General features: G+C 62.7%; 24 protein-coding genes and 1 pseudogene. All 25 read right to left on the bottom strand.

Features of this window, described 5'->3' with window-relative positions; all coding sequences use genetic code 11:
• Positions 1-82: 82 nt before the first annotated feature.
• Positions 83-769, bottom strand: a complete 687-nt coding sequence (locus JNC62_RS07020) for an ABC transporter ATP-binding protein (RefSeq protein WP_374837265.1) — start codon at positions 767-769, stop codon at positions 83-85.
• 10 nt (positions 770-779) lie between these two features.
• A complete protein-coding gene (locus tag JNC62_RS07015) occupies positions 780-2087 on the bottom strand; it encodes a lipoprotein-releasing ABC transporter permease subunit (protein ID WP_374837263.1) in 1308 nt (435 codons plus the stop codon).
• A gap of 113 nt (positions 2088-2200) precedes the next feature.
• Entirely contained in the window at positions 2201-3529 is a 1329-nt protein-coding gene (gene proS / locus JNC62_RS07010) for a proline--tRNA ligase (RefSeq protein WP_374837261.1), read from the bottom strand.
• Between the two features lie 151 nt (positions 3530-3680).
• Complete coding sequence (locus JNC62_RS07005) at positions 3681-4412, bottom strand: ion transporter (protein ID WP_374837259.1); 732 nt, start codon at positions 4410-4412, stop codon at positions 3681-3683.
• A gap of 845 nt (positions 4413-5257) precedes the next feature.
• Positions 5258-5527: a DUF1467 family protein gene (locus JNC62_RS07000; protein WP_374837257.1), complete on the bottom strand. Its 270-nt coding sequence runs from the start codon at positions 5525-5527 to the stop codon at positions 5258-5260.
• Between the two features lie 220 nt (positions 5528-5747).
• On the bottom strand, positions 5748-6152 hold the full coding sequence (mce, locus tag JNC62_RS06995) for a methylmalonyl-CoA epimerase (protein WP_374837255.1): 405 nt from the start codon (positions 6150-6152) through the stop codon (positions 5748-5750).
• 109 nt (positions 6153-6261) lie between these two features.
• The gene (locus JNC62_RS06990) at positions 6262-7929 is read right to left on the bottom strand and encodes a ribonuclease J (protein WP_374837254.1); all 1668 of its coding nucleotides are present in this window, start codon (positions 7927-7929) and stop codon (positions 6262-6264) included.
• 17 nt (positions 7930-7946) lie between these two features.
• Complete coding sequence (locus tag JNC62_RS06985; protein WP_374837451.1) at positions 7947-8687, bottom strand: biotin--[acetyl-CoA-carboxylase] ligase; 741 nt, start codon at positions 8685-8687, stop codon at positions 7947-7949.
• 23 nt (positions 8688-8710) lie between these two features.
• On the bottom strand, positions 8711-10153 hold the full coding sequence (nuoN, locus tag JNC62_RS06980; RefSeq protein ID WP_374837252.1) for an NADH-quinone oxidoreductase subunit NuoN: 1443 nt from the start codon (positions 10151-10153) through the stop codon (positions 8711-8713).
• Positions 10154-10171: 18 nt separating this feature from the next.
• Complete coding sequence (locus JNC62_RS06975) at positions 10172-11680, bottom strand: NADH-quinone oxidoreductase subunit M (RefSeq protein WP_374837250.1); 1509 nt, start codon at positions 11678-11680, stop codon at positions 10172-10174.
• Complete coding sequence (gene nuoL / locus JNC62_RS06970) at positions 11680-13677, bottom strand: NADH-quinone oxidoreductase subunit L (RefSeq protein WP_374837248.1); 1998 nt, start codon at positions 13675-13677, stop codon at positions 11680-11682. Before nuoL ends, JNC62_RS06975 begins: the two co-directional genes overlap by 1 nt.
• 7 nt (positions 13678-13684) lie before the next feature.
• Positions 13685-13993 (bottom strand): NADH-quinone oxidoreductase subunit NuoK, encoded by a 309-nt coding sequence (gene nuoK / locus JNC62_RS06965; protein ID WP_310422100.1) that lies wholly within the window; start codon positions 13991-13993, stop codon positions 13685-13687.
• Between the two features lie 26 nt (positions 13994-14019).
• The gene (locus JNC62_RS06960) at positions 14020-14634 is read right to left on the bottom strand and encodes an NADH-quinone oxidoreductase subunit J (RefSeq protein ID WP_374837245.1); all 615 of its coding nucleotides are present in this window, start codon (positions 14632-14634) and stop codon (positions 14020-14022) included.
• 143 nt (positions 14635-14777) lie between these two features.
• Complete coding sequence (gene nuoI / locus JNC62_RS06955) at positions 14778-15269, bottom strand: NADH-quinone oxidoreductase subunit NuoI (protein WP_374837243.1); 492 nt, start codon at positions 15267-15269, stop codon at positions 14778-14780.
• A gap of 37 nt (positions 15270-15306) precedes the next feature.
• Positions 15307-16353: an NADH-quinone oxidoreductase subunit NuoH gene (gene nuoH, locus JNC62_RS06950; RefSeq protein ID WP_374837241.1), complete on the bottom strand. Its 1047-nt coding sequence runs from the start codon at positions 16351-16353 to the stop codon at positions 15307-15309.
• 19 nt (positions 16354-16372) lie between these two features.
• A complete protein-coding gene (gene nuoG, locus JNC62_RS06945; protein WP_374837239.1) occupies positions 16373-18451 on the bottom strand; it encodes an NADH-quinone oxidoreductase subunit NuoG in 2079 nt (692 codons plus the stop codon).
• A gap of 123 nt (positions 18452-18574) precedes the next feature.
• Positions 18575-18751 carry a helix-hairpin-helix domain-containing protein gene (locus JNC62_RS21130; RefSeq protein ID WP_510186521.1) on the bottom strand — a complete coding sequence of 59 codons (177 nt, stop codon included), beginning with the start codon at positions 18749-18751 and terminating at the stop codon, positions 18575-18577.
• Between the two features lie 154 nt (positions 18752-18905).
• Positions 18906-20210 carry an NADH-quinone oxidoreductase subunit NuoF gene (gene nuoF / locus JNC62_RS06940; protein ID WP_374837238.1) on the bottom strand — a complete coding sequence of 435 codons (1305 nt, stop codon included), beginning with the start codon at positions 20208-20210 and terminating at the stop codon, positions 18906-18908.
• Between the two features lie 13 nt (positions 20211-20223).
• Positions 20224-20973: pseudogene (nuoE, locus tag JNC62_RS06935) on the bottom strand (NADH-quinone oxidoreductase subunit NuoE); the annotation flags it as partial.
• 15 nt (positions 20974-20988) lie between these two features.
• On the bottom strand, positions 20989-21261 hold the full coding sequence (locus tag JNC62_RS06930; RefSeq protein ID WP_374837236.1) for a hypothetical protein: 273 nt from the start codon (positions 21259-21261) through the stop codon (positions 20989-20991).
• On the bottom strand, positions 21261-22451 hold the full coding sequence (locus JNC62_RS06925; RefSeq protein WP_374837234.1) for an NADH-quinone oxidoreductase subunit D: 1191 nt from the start codon (positions 22449-22451) through the stop codon (positions 21261-21263). Before JNC62_RS06925 ends, JNC62_RS06930 begins: the two co-directional genes overlap by 1 nt.
• A gap of 48 nt (positions 22452-22499) precedes the next feature.
• Entirely contained in the window at positions 22500-23105 is a 606-nt protein-coding gene (locus JNC62_RS06920; protein WP_374837232.1) for an NADH-quinone oxidoreductase subunit C, read from the bottom strand.
• An 18-nt stretch (positions 23106-23123) separates the two neighbouring features.
• Positions 23124-23702 carry a NuoB/complex I 20 kDa subunit family protein gene (locus tag JNC62_RS06915; protein WP_108004645.1) on the bottom strand — a complete coding sequence of 193 codons (579 nt, stop codon included), beginning with the start codon at positions 23700-23702 and terminating at the stop codon, positions 23124-23126.
• Complete coding sequence (locus JNC62_RS06910) at positions 23693-24058, bottom strand: NADH-quinone oxidoreductase subunit A (RefSeq protein ID WP_374837230.1); 366 nt, start codon at positions 24056-24058, stop codon at positions 23693-23695. The genes JNC62_RS06915 and JNC62_RS06910 overlap by 10 nt, the downstream gene beginning before the upstream one ends.
• A gap of 196 nt (positions 24059-24254) precedes the next feature.
• On the bottom strand, positions 24255-24573 hold a 319-nt coding region (locus JNC62_RS06905; RefSeq protein WP_374837228.1), incomplete at its 5' end, for a hypothetical protein.

The following is a 24573-nucleotide window of genomic DNA, read 5'->3' as shown; positions in this document are numbered from 1 at the left end:
CGGCTTCGATTCCAAGGCGGGGTACTGCCGTTGCGAAGCGGCGGCGAGGCTGCCGCCGACGGTACCGGACCGCCGGATCCCGTCAGGTCATCTCTCGGACCTTGCCATCCTCTATCGTCACGCGGCGATCCATGAGGGATGCGAGCTCGTGGTTGTGGGTCGCAATCAATGCAGCCAGACCCGACTGACGAACGAGTGCCTCCAGCGCCTCGAAGACATAGCCAGCCGTTTCCGGGTCGAGGTTGCCGGTCGGCTCGTCGGCGAGCAACACGAGCGGCGCATTGGCAACGGCGCGGGCGATCGCCACGCGCTGCTGTTCGCCGCCCGACAGTTCCGACGGCCGATGCTCGGCGCGATGGCCGATCCGCATGTAGTCGAGCAACTGGCGCGCCCGCTCCCGTGCCTCCGCCTTGGGCAGCCCCGCGATCAGCTGCGGCATCATGATGTTCTCCAGCGCGGAAAATTCCGGCAGAAGATGATGGAACTGGTAGACGAAGCCGATGTCGTTGCGGCGGATCGCGGTGCGCTGGTCGTCGTTCAGACCCGCGCAGGCGCGGCCATTGATGATGACGTCTCCGGCATCCGGTTTCTCCAGCAGGCCCGCCACGTGCAGAAGCGTCGACTTGCCCGTTCCCGACGGTGCAACCATCGCGACGGTCTCGCCGCTGCGCAACTCGAAGTCCGCCCCCTTGAGAATGCTCAGGATCGTTTCGCCCTGGCCGTAATGGCGCTCCACGCCGGAAAGCTGCAATGCGACGCGCGCGTTCATCGATGGTTTCCTATTCGTACCGCAGGGCCTGGACCGGATCGAGCTTCGAGGCGCGCCAGGCCGGGAAGATGGTCGCCAGGAACGACAGCGCCAGCGCCATCACGACGATCGAGATCGTCTCGCCCGGGTTCATGTCGGCCGGCAACTGGCTGAGGAAATAAAGTTCGGGGTCGAACAGGGTCTGTCCGGAAAGCCAGGAAAAGAACTGCCGGATCGATTCCACGTTGAGGCAGACCACCACGCCGAGAACGACACCGGCAATCGTGCCGACGGTGCCGATCGTCGCCCCCGTCATGAAGAAGATGCGCATGATGGCGCCCGAGGTCGCGCCCATCGTCCGCAGGATCGCGATGTCGCTGCCCTTGTCCTTCACCAGCATGATCAGGCCGGAAATGATGTTGAGCGCGGCGACGAGGACGATCAGCGTCAGGATCATGAACATGACGTTGCGTTCGACTTCCAGTGCGGAAAAGAACGTCCGGTTGCGCTGCCGCCAGTCGGTCACATAGATCTGGCGCTCGGCGGCGGCCTCGATCGGCTGGCGCAGCGCGTCCACGTCGTCCGGATTGTCGACGAACAATTCGATCGACTGCACCAGGCCGTCGGCGTTGAAATAGAGCTGCGCCTCCTCGAGCGGCATGTAGATGATCGACGCATCATATTCCGACATGCCGATCTCGAAGATCGCCGACACCGGATAGGTCTTCACCCGGGGGTTGACACCAAGCGGGGTCACGTCGCCTTCGGGGGCGACCAGCGTGATCGAGTCGCCGGCGACGATGCCGAGTTGCTCGGCCATGCGGGCGCCGATTGCAAGCCCGGTTCCCGACGCGAAGCCGACGAGATCGCCCGACTTGATATGGTCGGAAACGGCCTTCATCTTCACCAGATCGTCGGCGCGGACGCCGCGCACGAGCGCTCCGGTTCCAGCGCCGCCCTTGCCGGAGGCCAGCGTCTGCCCCTCCACCAACGGAATTGCCGCCTTGATACCTGGGACTTTGGAGAACCTGTCGGCCAGATCCGCGTAATTGTCGAAGGGGCCGTCGATCGGCTGGACGATCATGTGGCCATTGACGCCGAGGATGCGGGAAATCAGCTCTGTCCGGAAACCGTTCATCACCGCCATCACGATGATCAGCGTCGCGACCCCCAGCATGATGCCGATGAAGGAAAACCCCGCGATGACCGAGATGTACGCCTCTTTTCGCCGCGAGCGCAGATAGCGCCAGGCAACCATGCGCTCGAACCCGGAAAACGGCCGGATCGCGGGCGTTTTTTCCGCCGGTCCCACGGTGCCCTCGCCCGTCGCTTCCGCCATGATGCCTCCGGATCAGTCTCTATTTGCACTGCGCGCCCGGCCGGGCGCGCGAGGAATCGGTATCCGCTTGAGCCGGCACGCTCCTTGCGGACGGTTCGGCTCCGACATCCAGATCAAACGCCGGCCGTCAAACGGGCGATTGCCGCATCCACGCTCAGCGTCTCGCGCGCTCCCGTCTTGCGGTCCTTCAGCTCGACCTCGCCGGCAGCCACCGAACGCGGACCGACGATGACCTGGAACGGCGCACCGATCAGGTCGGCGGTGGCAAACTTCGTGCCCGCCCGCTCGTCCTTGTCGTCCAGGAGCACGTCGACGCCGGCCTTCGACAGCGCGCCATACAGCGTTTCGCTGGCCGCATCGCAGGCGGCATCGCCAGCCTTCATGTTAATGACGACGACCTCGAAAGGCGCCACCGACTTCGGCCAGATGATGCCATTCTCGTCATGCGAAGCCTCGATGATCGCCGGCACCAGGCGCGTCGGCCCGATGCCGTAGGAGCCCATATGCACGGTGTGCTCCTTGCCGTCCGGTCCCTGCACCTTGGCGCCCATGGCCTCCGAATACTTCGTGCCGAAGTAGAAGATATGCCCGACCTCGATGCCGCGGGCGGAGACGCGCTCGGCTTCCGGGATGGCGTTGAACGCGGCCTCGTCGTGCATTTCGGAGGTGGCAGCGTAGCGCGAGGTCCACTTGTCGAAGATCGCCTTCAGGCCGGCGACGTCGTCGAAATTCGTGTCCTCGCCCGGAATGTCGAAGCCGAGGAAGTCCTTGTGGCAGAACACCTCGGATTCGCCGGTGTCGGCGAGGATGATGAATTCATGGCTGAGATTGCCGCCGATCGGCCCGGTGTCGGCGCGCATCGGAATGGCGCGCAGGCCCAGGCGCGTGAAGGTGCGCAGGTAGGCCGCAAACATCCGGTTATAGGCATGCTCGGCGCCTTCGCGGGTCAGGTCAAACGAGTAGGCGTCCTTCATCAGGAACTCGCGCGAGCGCATGGTGCCGAAGCGCGGACGGATCTCGTCGCGGAACTTCAACTGGATGTGATAGAGGTTGAGCGGCAGATCCTTGTAGGACTTGACGTAGGAGCGGAACACATCGGTGATCATCTCCTCGTTGGTCGGGCCGTAGAGCATCGGCCGGTCCTGACGGTCCTTGATGCGCAGCATCTCCTTGCCGTAGGCATCGTAGCGCCCGCTTTCCTGCCAGAGTTCGGCCGACTGCAGCGTCGGCATCAACAGCTCGATGGCGCCGGAACGGTTCTGCTCCTCTCGGATGATCGCATTGACCTTGTCGAGAACGCGCTTGCCGAGCGGCAGCCAGGTGTAGATGCCAGCCGACTGCTGCTTGATCATCCCCGCGCGCAGCATCAGCCGGTGCGAGACGATTTCCGCCTCCTTGGGATTTTCCTTGAGGATAGGCATGAAGAAGCGGGAAAGGCGCATGACGGGTTCCAAAAAGACAGGTTTCGCCTAGCTCGGGAATCGGGCGAAAAGAGGTTGGTTCGTTGCGTTCATAAACGCTTCGCCGGCGGAAGGAAACCCGCACGGCTGCAGCGAAGCAAACAGCATCGTCGAACCCGACCCTCCGTTTTCCTCAGGCGCGTTCGTACTCGCGCTCGCGCCGCAACTGCCGGACTTCGTCGCGAAGCGCCCGGATTTCGTCGAGCAGAAGGCGCGTCTCGGTGTGCATCGACACGCGCTCCACCTCCGCGACCGTTTCTTGCTGATCCTGCATGGCCGAGACGATCACGCCGATGAACAGATTGAGTACCGTAAAGGCCGTGCAGGCAATGAACGGCACGAAGAAGGCCCACGAGTAGGGATAGACCGCCATGATCGGGCGCACGACATCCATCGACCAGCTTTCCAGCGTCATGATCTGGAACAGCGTGTAGTAGGAAGCGCCGATGGTGCCGAACCACTCCGGGAAGGCCGCACCATAGAGATTGGTGGCCATCACCGCGAAGACATAGAACACAAGCATCATCAGGACGAAGATCGATGCCAGCCCCGGCAGGGAGACGATCAATCCGCCAACGACCTTGCGCAGCGAGGGAATGACGGAGATCAGGCGCAGCACCCGCAGGATGCGCAGGGCCCGGAGGACCGAGAATGCACCGGACGTCGGCAGCATCGCGATTGCCACGATGGCAAAATCGAAGAGACTCCACGCGTCCCGGAAGAAGGACGATCGGAATGCGAAAAGCCGAAGTCCGATCTCCAGGACGAAAAAGCCGAGGATCACCTGGTCGACGAGGTGGAGAAGCCTCCCGTAGTCGGCCATCACGACTGCGGACGTTTCCAGCCCGAGCGTGATCGCGTTCACAAGAATGACTGCAATGACAAATTGCTCCCACGGTGGGAGACGAGAAGCGCTGAAAGTCTGGCGTGCATTGCACAACTGTCCGTCTGATTCCGATTGGCGAGGAAAATCGAAACAAAATCAACAAGTCAAGAACTTCATTCGGCGGCGCCGCGCTCCAATCGCTTGTGCCGGGCGCCTCCGCAGGATTGCAACCAACTGCGACCAACCCACCTGTGCTGATCGTGCGTCTCGCTCCGAAAGGGGCGAAAAAGCAACGGCAGCCATCACAATTCGGTCAACGGAAAAAATTTTCCGTCTCGGTGTGTCAAATATGCAAAAAACGAGATGACAACGCCGAAGCTTTGAGCTAGCTTCACGCCACAAAACAGGCAGGGAGCACAAATTCTTGCCATTTCGCGGTCAAGTCTTGGGAGGATCAGATCTTTGGCGCGCGCAGACGCTGCCACCGGCAACGGATAAAGATCACGCGACACTTTAACAACAAGGCTTTCAGCCTTGTTTTTTTTTGACTTCACACGCCGATGCACGCCGCTTCGAGATAATCCTGCCGCGCTTCAGGTGTGGAGCAGCCGAATGTCCTTGCCCATTGCTTTCGGACACACGCTTTAGACAGCTTCCATGACGGTGGGATGACTATCGCAAGGGCGACTTTCGCCATGGGCAACTTTTCAGCTTTGCAGACTGTGTCCCGGACATTCCCGCGCGTAGGCATAAACCCGCGAACGGTCCGCGGCCCGACTCCGCTCAAGCGCACATGGCGAACGCGCCATTCATATTCGTTTGTCACGCTTTAGCCCGGCTGGGTGCCGAATCCGGTTCCCACTATCGGAATGCATGCTGCAGGGTCAATCGAACCGGGGGTAGATCTGCGGAACCGAGTCGATGCCATAGCCCAGTTCGACCGACAGCACCCACCAGGCCGCATAAATCGCGGCAGCCACGATCGTGGTGGTCAGCATGACCTTGCCAACGCGGAACTTCGACGGCGCGCTTTCCGTCGTCCCGAGCACCACGTCGTTCTCTTCCGCCTGCGTGCGCATCCCGAAGGGCAGGACGAGGAACAGCGTCAACCACCAGATGATGAAATAGACGGCCAGGATCGAAAACAACTGCATGGCAATACCCGGTGTGCCGCGCCATCGGGCGAACGGCAATGGCGTTCTATGGTCGATCTGCGGCGCGATGCCCCTGTGGCGGAGCGTGCGACGCAGCGAAGACTGGCTAACAGCTCCGTTCTGCCCCGCCGCATACATCGGTGATGTTGCGGCTGCGGCCAGCCCGTTGCTTTTACCCCCCTCGAAACGGCAATTCAAATCCGTTTCTAGCGGCGCACTGTCACACTTCCTCCAACTCGATCAATGTGCCGAAGAAGTCCTTGGGATGCAGGAACAGGACCGGCTTGCCATGCGCGCCGATCTTCGGGCTCCCGTCCCCGAGAACCCGCGCGCCACCGGCGACGAGCCTGTCGCGGGCGGCAAGGATGTCGCTGACCTCGTAGCAGATGTGATGCATCCCGCCGCCGGGCGATTTTTGAAGGAAAGCCGCAATCGGCGACGCCTCGCCGAGGGGTTCCAGCAGTTCCACCTTGGTGTTGGGCAACTCGACGAAAACGACGGTGACCCCGTGCTCCGGCAACGCCTGGGGTGCTGTCACGGGTGCGCCCAGCACGTCGCGATAGGCGGCGACTGCGGACGCCAGATCGGGGACCGCAATGGCTATGTGATTGACGCGTCCAAGCATTGGTCACTCCTTCCATCCTGCCGTTCCGCGACAGACACCGATGAACGGCTTCGGGAGGCAGCAAACTTCACATGGCGCACCACAGGGCCGCGCCGCCGACCGGCCCGAGCTACACCCTCGTGACAAACACGGTCACCACCGGCTTCTTCCCCCAGACCTCGTTGGCCGTGGCGCGCACCGCGCGACGTACGGCCTCGCGGACCGTTTCCAGATCCTTGCGCCGTGTCCGCGGGATGCTTTCAACCGCACCGAGCACGGCGTCGTAGAGGGTGTCGCCCATGTCCTCGCCCTCGTCGTCGAACTCCGGCAGCCCGTAAGGCTCGACCTCGGGGTCACCAAGGAACTCGTACCGCGAATCGAGCACGATGTTGACGGCGACATGGCCGACAAAGGAGAGCTTGCGGCGGTTGCCGATCCCCATTTCGTCATAGTCGCCGACGAGGTTTCCGTCCTTGAAGATGCGGCCATATTGCACCTCGCCGATCACTTCCGGCAGCCCCGGCGCAAGCCGCAACATGCGTCCGTCGCGCGCGCGGGGCACATTTGGAATCCCGGACTGTTCTGCGAGTTCGGCCTGGGCGACCAGGTGAGCCGCCTCCCCGTGCACCGGCACCAGGATCTGCGGCCGCGTCCAGGCATACATCTGTTGCAGTTCGTTGCGGCGGGGATGGCCGGAAACATGCACAAGCGCCTCGCTGTCGGTCACGACATGAATGCCCTGGTCGATCAGCCCGTTCTTGATGTCGTTGATCGCCTTCTCGTTGCCCGGAATGGCGCGCGACGAAAAAATGATCGTGTCGCCGGCGACAAACGAGACATTGCGCATCTCGTCGCGCGCAATCTTCGCCAGTGCGGCTCGCGGCTCACCCTGGCTGCCGGTGAGGATGACGACCATCTTGTCACGCGGAACGTAGCTGAATTCGTCTTCTTCGATGAACGGCTTGATGCCCTCCAGCAGGCCGATGTCGCGCGCGACGTTCATCACCCGCTTCATCGAGCTGCCCAGCAGCAGCACTTCCCGCCCGGCGGCTTCGGCAGCCTTTGCCACCGACCGAATGCGCCCGACATTGGAGGAAAAGGTGGTGATCCCGACGCGCCCCTCCGCGCTTTCGATGATCTTCGTCAGGCTCTCGGAAACCTCCAGCTCGGACGGCGATACACCGTCGCGCAGCGCGTTGGTGCTGTCGCAGACGAGCGCCAGGACACCCTCGTCGCCGAGCTGGCGCAAACGGTGTTCGTCCGTCAGCGGACCGAGCGAAGGTTCCAGATCGATCTTCCAGTCGCCGGTGTGGATCACCGTTCCTAGCGGCGTCTTGATCGCCAGCGACATCGGCTCGGGGATCGAATGGTTCATGCCGATCGCCTCGATCTCGAACGGCCCCACATTGATCCGGTCGCCCTGCTTGAAGATCGTCACCGGGATCTCCGTGCGGCTACGCTCGTAGTCGCGCTTTGCCTCCAGCATGCCGGCGGTAAAGGGCGAGGCATAGACCGGCACGTTGAGCCCCGGCCACAGATCGTTCAGTCCGCCGTAGTGATCCTCGTGCGCATGGGTAATGATGATGCCTTTGAGGTTCTTGCGTTCCTCGGCCAGGAAGCTGATGTCGGGCAGCACCAGGTCGACGCCGGGCAGTTCGGGACCGGGAAAGGTCACGCCGCAATCCACCATGATCCATTTTCGATTGCCCGGTGTGCCGTAGCCATAGAGCGCGAGATTCATGCCGATCTCGCCAACGCCGCCGAGCGGCAGGAACACCAGGTCTTCTTGATTTGCCATTGTAGGTAAAAGTCCGATCACTCAAAAAAAACATCGCCGGCTGCGATCAGTCGCATGCCGCCGTCATCCGTCTGCAGTTTCAGCAGACCCGTATCGTCAATTCCGACGAACCGCCCGGAAATCGACTGGTTCGGCAGATTGACGGTTATCGCTTCACCGACGCCGTCAGCAGCCTTCCGCCATCTGGCGACGATCTCGCCGATGCCGTTGGCGCTGTCCCACAGACGAAGAATGTCCGCCATCTCCCGGAAGAGGTGAGCAAACAGATCGGCCGGCGACACCGTGCAACCATAATCCGAAAGCCGGGCAATCGGATAGAGGCCCGCATCCGGCGCCGCCGCGACATTGATGCCACAACCGATCACGATCGCCTGCCGCCCGTCGGCGAGCGTTTCGCTTTCCACCAGGATGCCGCAGACCTTCTTGCGCTCGACCAGGATGTCGTTCGGCCATTTGATACGCACGGCGGGCGAGCCGGGCGGCATAACCGAGGCAATTGCCGCCTGCACGGCGACCGCAACTGCGAGCGGAAGCGAACCGAGCCGCTCGATCGGCGCCGGGTCGATCAGCAGCAGCGACGCATAGAGATTGCCTGCGTCGGACGTCCATGGGCGACCGCGCCGCCCCCGGCCCCCGGTCTGGCGCGCCGCCGTAACCCAGAGACCGGAAAGCGCGCCCTTGCGGGCGCGCTCGAAACATTCCGTGTTCGTGGAACTGGTTTCGACCAAGGCTTCGTGCCGGAAATCATCCAGCGTCAGCCGGCCGGTTCCCGCCCCGCGCGTCAAAAGAAGGTCCGCGCGGCGGCTTCGGCCGCATCTCCGATCGGGCCACCGATCAGCACATAGCCCAGAATGAACAGCCCGGCGAGACCGAAGACCAGCTTCAACTCGCCCGGGGTGCGGGCGAACTCGTCCGTCGCGGCGTCGAACCACATGACCTTGACGATGCGAAGGTAGTAATAGGCGCCGACCACCGAGGAAAGAATCCCGATGATGGCAAGCGCGTACAGGTGAGCCTCGATCGCCGCCATGAAGACGAAGTACTTGGCAAAGAAGCCAGCCATCGGCGGAATCCCGGCCAGCGAGAACATCATGACCGTGAGCACACTCGCCATGAACGGGTTCGTCGTCGACAGGCCGGCGAGATCGTCGATCCCCTCGACGTTGCCGCCCTGGCGGCGCTGCATGGCGAGAATGCAGGCAAAGGTGCCGAGCGTCATGACCATGTAGATCAGCATGTAGAGCGCCACGCCGCGCACACCCGCCATTGAACCGGCGGCGAGGCCAACCAACGCATAGCCCATGTGTCCGATCGACGAATAGGCCATCAGGCGCTTGATATTGCGCTGACCGATTGCTGCGAACGAGCCGAGCAGCATCGAGGCGATCGAAATGAAGACGATGATCTGCTGCCAGTCGGCCACGATCGGCTCGAACGCCTCGATGACGATACGGACGATCATGGCCATGGCGGCTACCTTCGGCGCTGCGGCGAAGAAGGCCGTCACCGGGGTCGGCGCGCCCTCGTAGACGTCCGGCGTCCACATATGGAATGGCACGGCCGAGATCTTGAAGGCCAGGCCGGCCAGCACGAACACCAGCCCGAAGACGAGGCCAAGCGAACGCCCTTCGGCGGAAAGCGCTGACGCGATCTGCTCGAAACCGATGTGGCCGGTGAAGCCATAGACGAGCGACATGCCGTAGAGCAGCATGCCCGAAGACAGCGCGCCGAGCACGAAATACTTCAGGCCGGCCTCGGTCGAACGGACGCTGTCGCGGTTGATCGCGGCAACGACGTAGAGCGCCAGCGACTGCAGCTCCAGCGCCAGGTAGAGTGATAGCAGGCTGTTGGCCGATATCATCAGCATCATGCCGAGCGTCGCGAGCACGATCAGCACCGGGAACTCGAAACGATCCATTTGCCCCGAGCGCGCGTGGCCGACGGTCATGACCATGGCCGTGATCGACCCGATCAGCGTCAGCACCTTCATGAAGCGGGCAAACGGATCGGAGATGAAGGCACCGCCATAGGCGAGCCCGTCCCCGCCGCGCATCACCAGCCACAAGCCGGCGAAAATCAGCAGCGCGACCGCAAGTCCGGTCACGGTCGTCGTCGACCGTTCACCGGAGAAGACGCCGATCATCAGCAGCGCCAGCGCGCCGGCGGCGAGTATGACCTCGGGCGTCGAGAGCTGAAGGCTGGCAAGAATAAGTTCAGCAGTCATTTTCGAAAGATCCCGTCGTCAGTTCGCCGAGAGCGCAATGGATTGCGCTGCTTCGAGGGCCGCAGTGTAGTTGTTCAGCAGCGCGTCAACAGAGGCTGCCGTCACGTCGAATACCGGAATCGGGTAAACGCCGAAGAAAATCGTCAGCGCGACCAGCGGATAGAGGATCGCCTTCTCGCGTCCCGACAGGTCGAGCAGAGCCTTCAGGCTCTCCTTTTCCAGCGGGCCGAAAATCACCCGGCGGTAGAGCCACAGCGCATAGGACGCCGAGAGGATGACGCCGGTGGCAGCAAACAGGGCAACCCAGGTATTGACGCGGAAGACGCCGATCAGTGTCATCACCTCGCCGATGAAGCCGGAGGTACCGGGCAAGCCGACATTGGCCATGGTGAAGATCATGAAGGCAACCGCATATTTCGGCATGTTGCTGACCAGACCGCCATAGGCGGCGATCTCGCGGGTATGCAACCGGTCATAGACCACGCCGACGCAGAGGAAGAGCGCCCCGGAGACGATGCCGTGCGACAGCATCTGGAACAACGCGCCCTGCACGCCCTGCGCGTTCGCCGCGAAGATGCCCATGGTCACGTAGCCCATGTGCGCAACCGAGGAATAGGCGATCAGCTTCTTGATGTCCTCCTGCACCAGCGCGACCAGCGAGGTGTAGATGATCGCCACGACCGAGAGCGTGAAGACGAACGGCGCGAAGAAATCAGAGGCAAGCGGGAACATCGGCAACGAGAAGCGGATGAAGCCGTAGCCGCCGAGCTTCAGCAGGATGCCGGCCAGGATGACCGAGCCGGCCGTCGGCGCCTGGACGTGTGCGTCCGGCAACCAGGTGTGAACCGGCCACATCGGCATCTTCACCGCGAAGGAGGCGAAGAAGGCCAGCCACAGCCAGGTCTGCATCTGGCGCGGGAAGTCGTAGGCCAGCAGTTCCGGAATGCTGGTGGTGCCGGCCTGCCAGTACATCGCCATGATGGCGAGCAGCATCAGCACCGAGCCGAGCAGCGTGTAAAGGAAGAACTTGTAGCTCGCATAGACGCGGTCCTTGCCGCCCCAGACGCCGATGATGATGAACATCGGGATCAGGCCGGCCTCGAAGAACACGTAGAAGAGGACGATGTCGAGCGAGACGAACACGCCGACCATGAACACTTCCAGGATCAGGAAGGCGATCATGTATTCCTTAAGGCGCTTTTCGATCGAGGTACTGGCGAGGATGCAGAAGGGCATCAAAAGCGTCGTCAGGATGACGAACAGCATGGAGATGCCGTCCACGCCCAGGTGATAGCTGATGCCGGTGCCGAGCCATTCATGCTTCTCGACCATCTGGAAGCCGGGGTTCGAATAGTCGAAGCCCGCCCAGATGAAGAGCGACAGAACGAAGGTGAACACCGTCGTCAGCAGCGTGACGTTCAGAATGTTCCGCCGCCCATAGGGGCTGTCCTCGCGCGTCAGCAGCAGCAGCGCCACGCCGACCAGCGGAAGGAAGGTGACCGCGGAAAGAATGGGCCAATCGGTCATCAGATGGAACTCCCGAGCATCATCCAGGTAACGAGTGCCGCAATCCCAAGCAGCATCGCAAAGGCATAGTGATAGAGGTAACCGGTCTGCAGGCGGACGACGCGGTTGGTTACGTCGATCACCCGGGCAGCGACACCGTTCGGACCGAGGCCGTCGATAATGGCGCCGTCGCCGCCCTTCCAGAACAACCGGCCAAACCAGAGCGCCGGGCGGACGAACAGGAAGTCGTAAAGTTCGTCAAAGTACCACTTGTTCAAAAGGAACTGGTAGAGGCCGCGATGCTGGTCTGCCAGGTACTTCGGCAGGTCCGGCCGCCGGATATACATGTACCAGGCGGTGAACAGGCCGAGCGCCATCGCGACGAACGGACTCCACTTCACCCACAGCGGCACGTGGTGGAACTCCTCCAGCAGCTTGTTCTCCGGGCCGGTGAAGAGCGCACCCTGCCAGAAGTCGGCATAGTGGTGGCCGTAGAAGTACTCGACGGCAATGAAGCCCGAGAAGATCGCACCGACAGCCAGCAGGTAGAGCGGCACCAGCATCACCGCCGGCGATTCATGCACGTGGTGCATGACGTCGGAAGAGGCGCGCGGCTTGCCGAAGAAGGTCATAAAGGCCAGGCGCCAGGAATAGAAGCTCGTGAACAGGGCAGCCACAACCAGCAGGGTGAAGGCGAAACCGGCAACTGCGCTCTCCGAGGCAAAGGCAGATTCGATGATCGCATCCTTCGAGAAGAAGCCGGCAAAGCCGATGACCGTGCCCGGGATGCCGACGCCGGTCAGTGCCAGCGTGCCGATCGTCATCATCCAGAAGGTGATCGGGATATGCGTGCGAAGGCCGCCCATGTAGCGCATGTCCTGCTCGCCGTCGACGGCGTGGATCACCGAGCCGGCACCGAGGAACAGCAGCGCCTTGAAGAAGGCGTGGGTGAACAGGTGGAAGACTGCCGCACCGTAGGCACCGATGCCGAGGGCGACGAACATGTAGCCGAGCTGCGAGCAGGTCGAATAGGCGATCACGCGCTTGATGTCGTTCTGCACCAGGCCGACGGTCGCGGCGAAGAAGGCCGTGATCGCACCGACGATGGTGACGACGGTCAGCGCGTCGGGCGACAGTTCGTAGAGCGGGGACATGCGGGCAACGAGGAAGACACCGGCGGTGACCATCGTCGCGGCATGGATCAGGGCGGAGACCGGCGTCGGCCCCTCCATGGCGTCCGGAAGCCAGGTGTGCAGCAGGAACTGCGCCGACTTGCCCATCGCGCCCATGAAGAGCAGCAGGCAGGCGCCCGTCAGGGCGTCGGCCTTGTCGAGCTGCATGCCGAACAGCGTGATCACGGGGTTCGCCGCGTCGGCGGCACCCTCTGCCGGAAGATAGGTGGCAGCCGTAGCGAAGATCGTCTCGAGGTTGATCGAGCCGAACAGCACGAAGACGGCAGCCATGCCGAGCAGGAAGCCGAAGTCGCCGACGCGGTTGACGATGAACGCCTTCATCGCGGCCGCGTTCGCCGAAGCCTTCTTGTACCAGAAGCCGATCAGCAGGTAGGAGGCAAGCCCCACGCCTTCCCAGCCGAAGAAGATCTGCAGCAGGTTGTCCCCCGTGACCAGCATCAGCATCGCGAAGGTGAACAGCGACAGATAGGCGAAGAAGCGCGGCCGATGCGGGTCGTGATGCATGTAGCCGACCGAATAGACGTGCACGAGCATCGACACGGTGTTGACGACGACGAACATCACCGCCGTCAGCGTGTCGACGCGGAACGCCCATTCGACGTCGAAGCTGCCGGACTGGATCCAGTGCAGCACCGAGACCTTAACCATTTCCTCCTCGCCGAGCGCCACCTGGAAGAACACCAGCCAGGACAGCGCGCAGGCGATGACCATGAAGGCGCAGGTGACGAACTCGGATGCCTTCGCGCCGATCGTGTTGCCGCCGAGACCCGCGATCAAAAAGCCGATCAGCGGAAGGAAGACGATTGCCTTGATGATGGTATCCATGACCCGATCAACCCTTCATCACGTTGACGTCTTCCACGGCGATGGAGCCGCGGTTGCGATAGAAGACGACGAGAATTGCCAGACCGATCGCCGCTTCCGCAGCCGCGACCGTCAGGATGAACAAGGCGAAGACCTGCCCGACGATATCGTTGAGGAACGCCGAGAACGCGACCATGTTGATGTTGACGGACAGCAGGATCAGTTCGATCGACATCAGGATGACGATGACGTTCTTCCGGTTGAGGAAGATGCCGAACACGCCGAGCGTGAACAGGATGGCGCTGACCGTGAGATAGTGGGAAATACCGATTTCCATGATGCGAATTCCTTAAGTCCGGCGCCTCAAATACCTTGGCCCGGCTTGACCTTGACCACCTCGACGGCGGTCTCCGGCGAGCGGGCGACCTGCCTGGACACGTCCTGGCGCTTGACACCATCGCGATGACGCAGCGTCAGCACGATCGCGCCGATCATGGCGACCAGAAGAACGAGGCCGGCGATCTGGAAGAAATAGACGTAGTTCGTGTAGAGCACGTCGCCGAGCGCCGCGGTGTTGGTGCGTTCGGCCACCGGCGGGATCGGCATCGCCGAATTGTTTGCGATCTCGGGCGAAAGCGTCGATCCGCCGACGACGACGATCAGTTCAACCGCCAGCACGAGCCCGACCAGTGCGCCGACGGGGGCGTGTTCGATCACGCCGGAACGCAGCGCGGCGAAATCGACATCCAGCATCATGACGACGAAGAGGAAAAGGACCGCGACCGCGCCGACGTAGACCACAAGCAGGATCATCGCCAGGAACTCCGCGCCGGTCAGCAGGAAAAGCCCGGCGGCGTTGAAGAACGTCAGGATCAGAAAGAGCACGGAGTAAACCGGGTTCTTGGCCGCGATCACCATGAACGCGGACGCCACCGCCACGAAGGCGAAGAGATAGAAAAAGAGAGCCTGCAGACCCATGTTGGTGCCTTTTCGTCTTCCCCGGAAAGAAGCAGGCGTTTGCGCCGCCTTTCCATCGAAGCTTGGCGGCCCTGCGCCACCAAGCACATAACTCGTTCGATCGGTCGTCGCGCCCCGAGAGGCATTCGAACCTGCCCCGCGACTTAACGGTAGGGCGAATCCATTGCAATGTTGCGGGCGATTTCCCGTTCCCAACGGTCGCCGTTGTCGAGCAGCTTCTGCTTGTCGTAGTAGAGCTCTTCGCGCGTTTCCGTGGCGAACTCGAAGTTCGGCCCCTCGACGATGGCATCGACCGGGCAGGCTTCCTGGCAGAAGCCGCAATAGATGCATTTGACCATGTCGATGTCGTAGCGCACCGTACGACGGGTGCCGTCGTTGCGGCGCGGGCCCGCCTCGATGGTGATCGCCTGCGCCGGACAGATCGCCTCGCACAGCTTGCAGGCGATGCAGCGTTCCTCGCCGTTCGGATAGCGGCGCAGCGCGTGCTCGCCGCGAAAACGCGGTGACACCGGCCCCTTCTCGAAGGGATAGTTCAGCGTCGACTTCGGCCGGAAGAAATAGCGCATGGACAGGAGGAACGCGCCGACGAACTCCTTCAGGAACAGCGAATTTACCGCTTGCGAGAGACTAGCCATTACCGAACTCCAATGCAGCTGAAACCTGGGGCGACCGTCATGCGGACCACCCGGTGAGCTTCAGCACGAATGCAACGATGACGACCATGGCGATCGACAGCGGAAGGAAGACCTTCCAGCCGAGTCGCATCAGCTGGTCGTAGCGGTAGCGCGGCACGAAGGCCTTCACCATCGCGAACATGAAGAAGACGAGCGAGGCCTTGAGGACGAACCAGACAATGCCCGGGACCCAGTTGAAGAGCCAGAAATCAACCGGAGGCAGCCAACCGCCGAGAAACAGGATCGTCGTCAGCGCGCACATCAGGCAGATCGCGGCGTACTCGCCGAGCATGAACATCATGTAGGGCGTGGAACCGTACTCGACCATGAAGCCGGCGACGAGCTCGGATTCGGCTTCCGGCAGGTCGAAGGGCGGACGGTTCGTCTCGGCAAGCGCAGAGATGAAGAAGATGATGAACATCGGAAACAGCGCCAGCCAGTGCCAGTCGAGGAACGACGCCGGCAGCCCAAGCATCGTGCCGACGCCGGTGCTCTGCGAGTTGACGATGTCGGTCAGGTTCAGCGAGCCGACGCACAGGAGCACCGTGACGATGACGAAGCCGATCGAGACCTCATAGGAGATCATCTGCGCTGCGGAGCGCAGCGCGCCCAGGAAGGCGTACTTCGAGTTGGAAGCCCAGCCGCCCATGATGATGCCATAGACCTCGAGCGAGGAGATGGCGAAGATGTAGAGGATGCCGACGTTGATGTTGGCAATCACCCAGTTCTCGTTGAGCGGAACCACGGCCCATGTGGCCAGCGCCAGCGTCACGGAGACGAGCGGCGCGAGCAGGAAGATCGCCTTGTTGGCCGAGGCCGGGATCACCGGCTCCTTGAAGACGAACTTCAAAAGGTCGGCGAACGACTGGAACAGCCCCCACGGTCCGACGACGTTCGGACCACGGCGCATCTGCACGGCGGCCCAGATCTTGCGGTCGGCCAACAGGATGTAGGCGATAAAGAGAAGCAGCGCGACCAGCAACAGCAGCGACTGGGCGATCATGATGACCGCGGGCCACACATAGCTCGAAATGAAAGCGTCCATAGTGCCTATTCCCTCGCGCTTATTCCGCCGCGGCTTTGAAGTTGTTGCGGGCGAGTGCCGAGCATTCGGCCATGACCGCGGAGGCGCGCGCTATCGGGTTCGTCAAATAGAAGTCTTTGACCGGAGAAGCAAATCCGGATTTGGTCATCTTCCCGCCTTTTTTCGCAAGCGCCGCAAGATCCTGGCTGTTGCCGGGCGCGATCTCGTTGATCTCGGCGAAATGCGGATGGGCCGCATAAAGCTTAGCGCGCAGCTGCGCCAGCGAATCGAACGGCAGCTTCTTGCCGAGAACGTCGGAAAGCGCGCGCAGGATCGCCCAGTCCTCGCGAGCCTCGCCCGGGGCGAAGCCGGCGCGGTTGCCCATCTGGACCCGGCCCTCGGTGTTGACCCACGTGCCGGACTTTTCCGTGTAGGTCGCACCCGGCAGGATGACGTCGGCGACGTGCGCGGCGTTGTCGCCATGCGAGCCGATGTAGACGGTGAAGGCGGTCTTCTTCGAGAAGTCCATCTCGTCAGCACCGAGCAGGAACAGCACGTCCGTCTCGGTCAGCATCTCGGAGGCCGTCTTGCCGCCCTCGCCCGGCACGAAGCCGAGGTCAAGACCGCCGACGCGGGCCGCCGCCGTGTGGAGCACCGCCAGGCCGTTCCATTCGGCCGAAATCGCCCCCACAGCTTCCGCCAGCTTGACGGCGTTGCCGAGTACGGCGAGGCCATCGGTGCGCGACAGCGCGCCCTGGCCGACGATGATCATCGGGTTCTTTGCCGCCTTCAGCGTCGCGGCGAACCTGTTCGTCCCGTCCACCAGCTCGGCGAGCGTTTCCGGCCCGGCGCCGAGATACTCGTAGTCGTAGCGCAGATCGGCCTGCTCGCCGATCACGCCGATCGGGAACCCGCCAATCCGCCAGCGTTTGCGGATCCGGGCGTTCAGCACCGCCGCCTCGACGCGCGGATTGGCGCCGACGATCAAAAGGGCGTCCGCCTGCTCGATGCCGGCAATGGTTGGGTTGAAGATGTAGCTGGCGCGACCGAAGGACGGATGCAGCGCGGTACCGTCCTGGCGGCAGTCGATATTCGCCGAGCCGAGTGACGTCATCAGCTCGCGCAGCGCATAGATTTCCTCGACCGGAGCGAGATCACCGGCGATCGCACCGATCCGCTCGCCCGGCTTGCCGGCAACGGCCGCCTTGATGGCGCCAAAGGCGTCCGCCCAGGTGGCCGGCTGCAGGCGGCCATCCTTGCGGACATAGGGGCGGTCGAGGCGCTGGGTCCTGAGGCCGTCCCAGATGTAGCGGGTCTTGTCGGAGATCCACTCCTCGTTGACGTCCTCGTTGATCCGCGGCAGCACGCGCATGACCTCGCGGCCGCGCGTATCGACGCGAATGGCCGAGCCGACGGCGTCCATCACGTCGATCGACTCGGTCTTGTTCAGTTCCCAGGGACGCGCGGTGAAGGCGAACGGCTTGGAGGTCAGCGCACCGACCGGGCAGAGGTCGACGACGTTGCCCTGCAGTTCGGAGGTCATCGCCTGTTCGAGATAGGTGGTGATTTCCGCGTCCTCGCCCCGGCCGATCAGACCGAGTTCACTGACACCGGCGACTTCCGTGCTGAAACGGACACAGCGCGTGCAGTGGATGCAGCGGTTCATGATCGTCTTGACGAGCGGACCGATGTACTTGTCCTCGACGGCGCGCTTGTTTTCCTGGTAGCGCGAGCTGTCGATGCCGTAGGCCATCGCCTGGTCCTGCAGGTCGCATTCGCCGCCCTGGTCGCAGATCGGGCAATCGAGCGGATGGTTGATCAGCAGGAACTCCATCACCCCTTCGCGGGCCTTCTTGACCATCGGCGTCGTGGTGAAGACTTCCGGTGCCTCCCCGTTCGGGCCGGGGCGCAGATCGCGCACGCTCATGGCGCAAGATGCGGCCGGTTTCGGCGGACCACCCTTGACCTCGACCAGACACATGCGGCAGTTGCCTGCCACCGACAGCCGCTCGTGGAAACAGAAGCGCGGAACTTCGGCGCCGGCCTCCTCGCACGCCTGCAACAGCGTGAAATGATCCGGAACCTCGATCTCTTTTCCGTCGACTTTCAGTATTGCCATATCCGTCTTCCCGCTTTCCACGCGAGGCTTGCGAACTCGCAAGCGCCATATCCTTTGCGGCCGTTACGGGTATTCACCCGTCCCGACCGCGCCAGTTCGTTCCGTTGCCGTCTCAGGCGAGCCTCAGCCCTTTGCCTTCGCCAGCTTCCTTGCCTGCTCCACCCAGCCGTCGCGGGCAACCCGCCCGTCGAGGCCGAGCTCGGCTTCGATCCTCTCGACCTCCGAAGCGGTCCAGCCTGCGACGTCGGCAAAGCGAAGAATCTCGCTGCCGTTCAGCCGCTGTTCCAGCTTCGGCCCGATCCCTGAATCATCTTCAGGTTGTCGACCACACCGGCATAGGAACCTTTCCGAACCGCTGCCGGCTTGCTCTTCGGCCTCGCAACAGCCGCGAGCAGTTGTCCCGGCCGCGGCGGCTGGCTCCGCCTCGAGCCCCCTTCGTCCGTGCCGCAGCGCCCTACTCCGCGGCCTCCAGCACGGCGCCGTGCGCCATGGCCTGGTGCGTGTACTGGTCGATCCGCTTTTCGATTTCCGGACGGAAGTTGCGGATCAAGCCCTGAACCGGCCAAGCCGCCGCGTCGCCGAGCGCGCAGATCGTGTGGCCCTCGATTTGCTTGGAAACGTCGAACAGCATGTCAATCTCGCGCTTCTGCGCATGGCCCTTGGCCATCCGCTCCAGCACGCGCCACATCCAGCCGGTGCCTTCGCGGCACGGCGTGCACTGGCCGCAGCTCTCGTGCTTGAAGAAGGCCGAAATTCGGGCGATCGCCTTGATGATGTCGGTGGACTTGTCCATCACGATCGCCGCCGCCGTACCGAAGGACGACTTCACCTCACGCAGGCCGTCGAAATCCATCGGGCAGTCGATGATGTCCTCGGCCTTGACGACCGGGCAGGACGCGCCGCCGGGGATGACCGCCAAAAGGTTGTCCCAGCCGCCGCGGATCCCGCCGGCGTGCTTGTCGACCAGCTCGCGGAAGGTGATGCCCATCGCCTCTTCGACCGTGCAGGGACGGTTGACGTGACCGGAGAGCATGAACAGCTTGGTGCCGACATTGTTCGGCCGGCCGATCGAGGAGAACCAGGTCGCGCCGCGGCGCAGGATCGTCGGGGCGACGGCGATCGACTCGACATTATTGACCGTCGTCGGGCAGCCGTAGAGACCCATGTTCGCCGGGAACGGAGGCTTCAGGCGCGGCTGGCCCTTCTTGCCCTCCAGGCTTTCCAAAAGGGCGGTTTCCTCGCCGCAGATATAGGCGCCGGCCCCGTGATGGAGGAAGACGTCGATGTCCCAGCCATTCTTGTTGTTCTTGCCAAGCAGGCCGGCGTCATAGCACTCGTCGATCGCCGCCTGCAGCGCCTCGCGCTCGCGCATGTATTCGCCACGGAGGTAGATATAGGCGGTATGGGCACCCATGGCGAACGAGGCGATCACGCAGCCTTCGATCAGCGTATGCGGATCGTGGCGCATGATGTCGCGGTCCTTGCAGGTGCCAGGCTCCGACTCGTCGGCATTGACGACGAGATAGTGCGGCCGGCCGTCGCTCTCCTTCGGCATGAAGGACCACTTCAGGCCGGTCGGGAAGCCGGCGCCGCCACGACCGCGAAGGCCAGAGGCCTTCATCTCGTTGATGATCCAGTCCCGGCCCTTCTCGAGAATCTGCTTGGTGCCGTCCCAGTGGCCGCGCGCCATCGCGCCCTTGAGCGACTTGTCCTTCAGGCCATAAAGATTGGTGAAGATGCGATCTTGATCCTTAAGCATGGTTCACCTTTCAGCGCGGCTTCTTGGGCGTCTTGAGCGCCGGGTTCGTCTCCGCCGCGTCTGTCTTGACGCGCGCAGCCTTGGACGGAGGGACGCTCACGGCTTCCTCGGCGCTCTTTTTCGCGCGCGGTGCGGACTTTGCGACCGAGGGCTCGTCTGCGTTCAACGTCGTCGGTCCACCTTCGGGCGCCGAGAAGACACGATCGATCTGGGGGCCCGGCTTGACCTCGGCGCCACGACCGGCCTCGAACTGATCGATGATCTCTTCGAGCCGCACCGGTGTCAGGTCCTCGTAGGCGTCCTTGAAGATCATCACCATCGGCGCGTTCACGCAGGCGCCCTGACACTCCACCTCTTCCCATGACAGCGTGCCGTCGGCGTTCGTCTCGAACGGCTCGGGATGGATCTTGTGCTTGCAGACCTTAATCAGGTCCTCAGCGCCGCGCAGCATGCACGGCGTCGTGCCGCAGACCTGCACGTGGGCACGCGTCCCGACCGGCTTCAGCTGGAACTGGGTGTAGAAGGTCGCCACTTCGAGAACGCGGATATAGGCCATGCCGAGCATGTCGGCCACCGCCTCGATCGCCGCCTTGGTGACCCAGCCGTCCTGCTCCTGCGCCCGCATCAGCAGCGGAATCACCGCCGACTGTTGGCGACCCTTCGGATACTTGTTGATCGTTTCCTGCGCCCAGACCGCGTTCTCCTCGGAGAAGGCGAAGCTTGCGGGCTGGACGGCCTCATCGGCCAATCGACGAACAGACATTCTTTCGCGCCTTATTCAGTTGATCAGCCCGCAGCGCGTCGTCGTCACGGTGACGAACTGACAGGCGTAGGCCGACTTCTCTTTCTGCATGAACACAATGTAACGGCTGCTGGCTTGAGCTGTGCCCTTAATCTCGTAACCATCGGCCAGAAGCTGCGCCATCGTGGCGTTCTGCGCCTGCGAGCCGCCCTGCCCGGTCACGGCATCGAGCCCTGTTCCGGCGTCCTGGGCGCTGGCCGCGCATGAAGAGGCGATCAATGCTGCGAGGGCAAAGCTCAAGCGACGCATCAGCGGTCCACCTCACCGAAAACGATATCGAGAGAGCCGAGAATGGCGGAGACGTCCGCCAGCATGTGCCCCCGGCAAATGAAGTCCATCGCCTGCAGGTGCGCGTAACCCGGAGCGCGGATCTTGCAGCGGTACGGCTTGTTCGATCCGTCGGCGACGAGGTAGACGCCGAATTCGCCCTTCGGCGCCTCGACGGCAGCGTACACCTCGCCCTCGGGCACGTGATAGCCCTCGGTGTAGAGCTTGAAGTGATGGATCAGCGCTTCCATCGACCGCTTCATCTGCCCGCGCTTCGGCGGCACGATCTTGCCGTCGAGCGAGGAAACCGGGCCAACCCGGGCATCGCCCAGCAGCCGGTCCACGCACTGGCGCATGATCTTCGCCGACTGGCGCATCTCGATCATGCGGATCACGTACCGGTCGTAGCAGTCGCCGTTCTTGCCGATCGGAATGTCAAAGTCGAGGTCGGAATAGCACTCGTAGGGCTGCGAGCGACGCAGGTCCCAGGCAGCGCCGGAACCGCGCACCATCACGCCGGAGAAGCCCCAGGCCCAGGCGTCCTCGAGCTTGACCACGCCGATATCGACGTTGCGCTGCTTAAAGATGCGGTTGCCGGTCAACAGTTCGTCGATGTCATCGACGGTCTTCAGGAACGGGTCGATCCACTTGCCGATGTCCTCGACGAGCTGATCCGGAATATCCTGGTGCACCCCGCCCGGACGGACATAGGCTGCGTGCATGCGGGCGCCGCAGGCGCGCTCGTAGAACACCATCAGCTTCTCGCGCTCCTCGAAGCCCCACAGCGGCGGCGTCAGGGCGCCGACGTCCATCGCCTGCGTGGTGACGTTGAGAAGATGCGACAGGATGCGGCCGATCTCCGAGTAGAGCACGCGGATCAATTGGCCGCGGATCGGCACCTCGACGCCGAGCAGCCGCTCGACGGCAAGCGCGAAGGCATGCTCCTGGTTCATCGGCGCCACGTAGTCGAGGCGGTCGAAATAGGGCACGGCCTGCAGATAGGTCTTCGTCTCGATCAGCTTTTCGGTACCGCGATGGAGCAGGCCGATATGCGGATCGACGCGCTCGACCACCTCGCCGTCCAGCTCGAGCACGAGGCGCAAAACCCCGTGCGCCGCAGGGTGTTGCGGGCCGAAGTTAATGTTAAAGTTGCGGACGTTGTGTTCCGTCATACCGCTTGCTCCAATGGGCGCCGCATCGGTTCGATGCGCGCCGCACAATCAATTCGTCTTCGCCTTTTCATCACCCGGCAGCACGTATTCCGTGCCTTCCCAGGGTGACAAGAAATCGAAGTTGCGGAATTCCTGCCGAAGCTGCACCGGTTCGTAGACGACGCGCTTCATCTCGTCGTCATAGCGGACTTCGACGAAACCCGTGGTCGGGAAATCCTTGCGCAGCGGATAGCCCTCGAAACCGTAGTCCGTCAGGATCCGGCGCAGATCCGGATGACCGGTGAACAGGATGCCGTACATGTCGTAGGCTTCACGCTCGAACCAGTCCGCCCCAGGATAGACGCCGCAGGCAGAGGGGACCGGCTCGTCCTCGCCGGTCGAGACCTTTACCCGGACCCGGATGTTCTGCCGCGGCGAAAGCAGGTGATAGACAACATCGAACCGCTCTTCGCGCGCCGGCCAGTCGACGCCGCAGACATCGATGAGGTTGACGAAACCGCACTGCACGTCGTCGCGCAGGAACGTCAACAGCGCGATGACATTGTCGCGGGTCGTCGTCAGCGTCAGTTCGCCGTAGGCAAGCTTGGTGGCGGAAATCAGCTTCCCGCGCACCTCGCCGAGATAGGAAGCAAGTTCCTGGAGGGCTTCGCTCATTGTGTCAGTCCCCTGCCCTTAGCGCTCGATCGTGCCGGTGCGGCGGATCTTCTTTTGCAGCAGCAGCACGCCGTAGAGCAGCGCTTCCGCCGTCGGAGGACAGCCCGGCACGTAGATATCGACCGGCACGACGCGGTCGCAGCCGCGCACCACCGAGTAGGAATAATGATAGTATCCGCCGCCGTTCGCGCACGACCCCATCGAGATCACGTAGCGCGGCTCGGGCATCTGGTCATAAACCTTGCGCAGCGCCGGTGCCATCTTGTTGGTCAGCGTGCCGGCGACGATCATGACATCCGACTGACGCGGCGAGGCACGCGGCGCAAACCCGAAGCGCTCGACGTCGTAGCGCGGCATCGACATCTGCATCATCTCCACGGCGCAGCAGGCGAGGCCGAAGGTCATCCACATCAGCGAGCCGGTCCGCGCCCAGTTGATCAGTTCGTCCGTGGACGTGACCAGGAAGCCCTTGTCGGCCAGTTCGTTGTTGATTTCGCCGAAGAACGCGTCGTCGCTGCCGACCGGCTTGCCGGTGGCGGGATCGATGATCCCCTTGGCCCGCGGGGCCACGAGCGTGGTGCCGGAGGTCAATTCCATTCCAGCGCTCCCTTCTTCCATTCGTAGATGAAGCCGATGGTGAGCACCAGGAGGAAGACCATCATCGACCAGAAGCCGAACCAGCCCAGATCATGGAACGAGACCGCCCAGGGAAAGAGAAACGCAACCTCGAGATCGAAGATGATGAAGAGGATCGACACCAGATAGAAGCGGATGTCGAATTTCATGCGCGCATCGTCGAAGGCGTTGAAGCCGCACTCATAGGCCGAGAGCTTTTCCGAATCGGGCGCCTTGTATGCGACAGCGAACGGCGCAACGAGCAGCGCGATGCCGATCACAAGTGCTATGCCGATGAAGATGGCGATCGGGATGTAGGATCCGAGAAGTTCAGTCATTGTCGTCCGTCCTGCTTGCGTCTGGCGCGGGAGGAGCGCCGCCTGCCTGATGACCGCAAGCCGAGAAAGTATGTTGCAACGGCACGTCGTTAGCGCAGTGAGCGCGCCCGCGCAAGGCTTTGGTCCGGCATTACCCCGATCATTGCGCACAATTCGCCGGGCCCGCTGCCCGGGCAGGAACGGAAGCTGACGAAGATCAGGAGCCGGTCGACGAAGGCACCGGCATCAGTGCCGCCCGCGGGCCAGACACGGCGATTGCCTCACGATCAGCCTGGCGCGCCTTGCGCGCAGAATCACACGCGCCATGCGCCGTCAGCGCTGCAGAGAAGAATAGCCGGCCCTTGAAGCGACGGACTTCAACGACGGATGCCGCCACATCGACAAGAAGACCAACCCTGGCGTGATCCCGGCCGCAGCAATCTGCGCCATCCGCTGGCTCCCCGAGGAACCGGCAACCGACATGTTGTCGAACCGTCTTCGACGGCCCGCTTTGATGCATCACTTGAAAAAAGAAT

The organism is Mycoplana ramosa, from assembly GCF_041930185.1.
Lineage (GTDB): Bacteria > Pseudomonadota > Alphaproteobacteria > Rhizobiales > Rhizobiaceae > Mycoplana > Mycoplana ramosa.
Note: the sequence above shows the minus strand (reverse complement) of the source record. Positions and strands in the feature narration are given on the sequence as shown.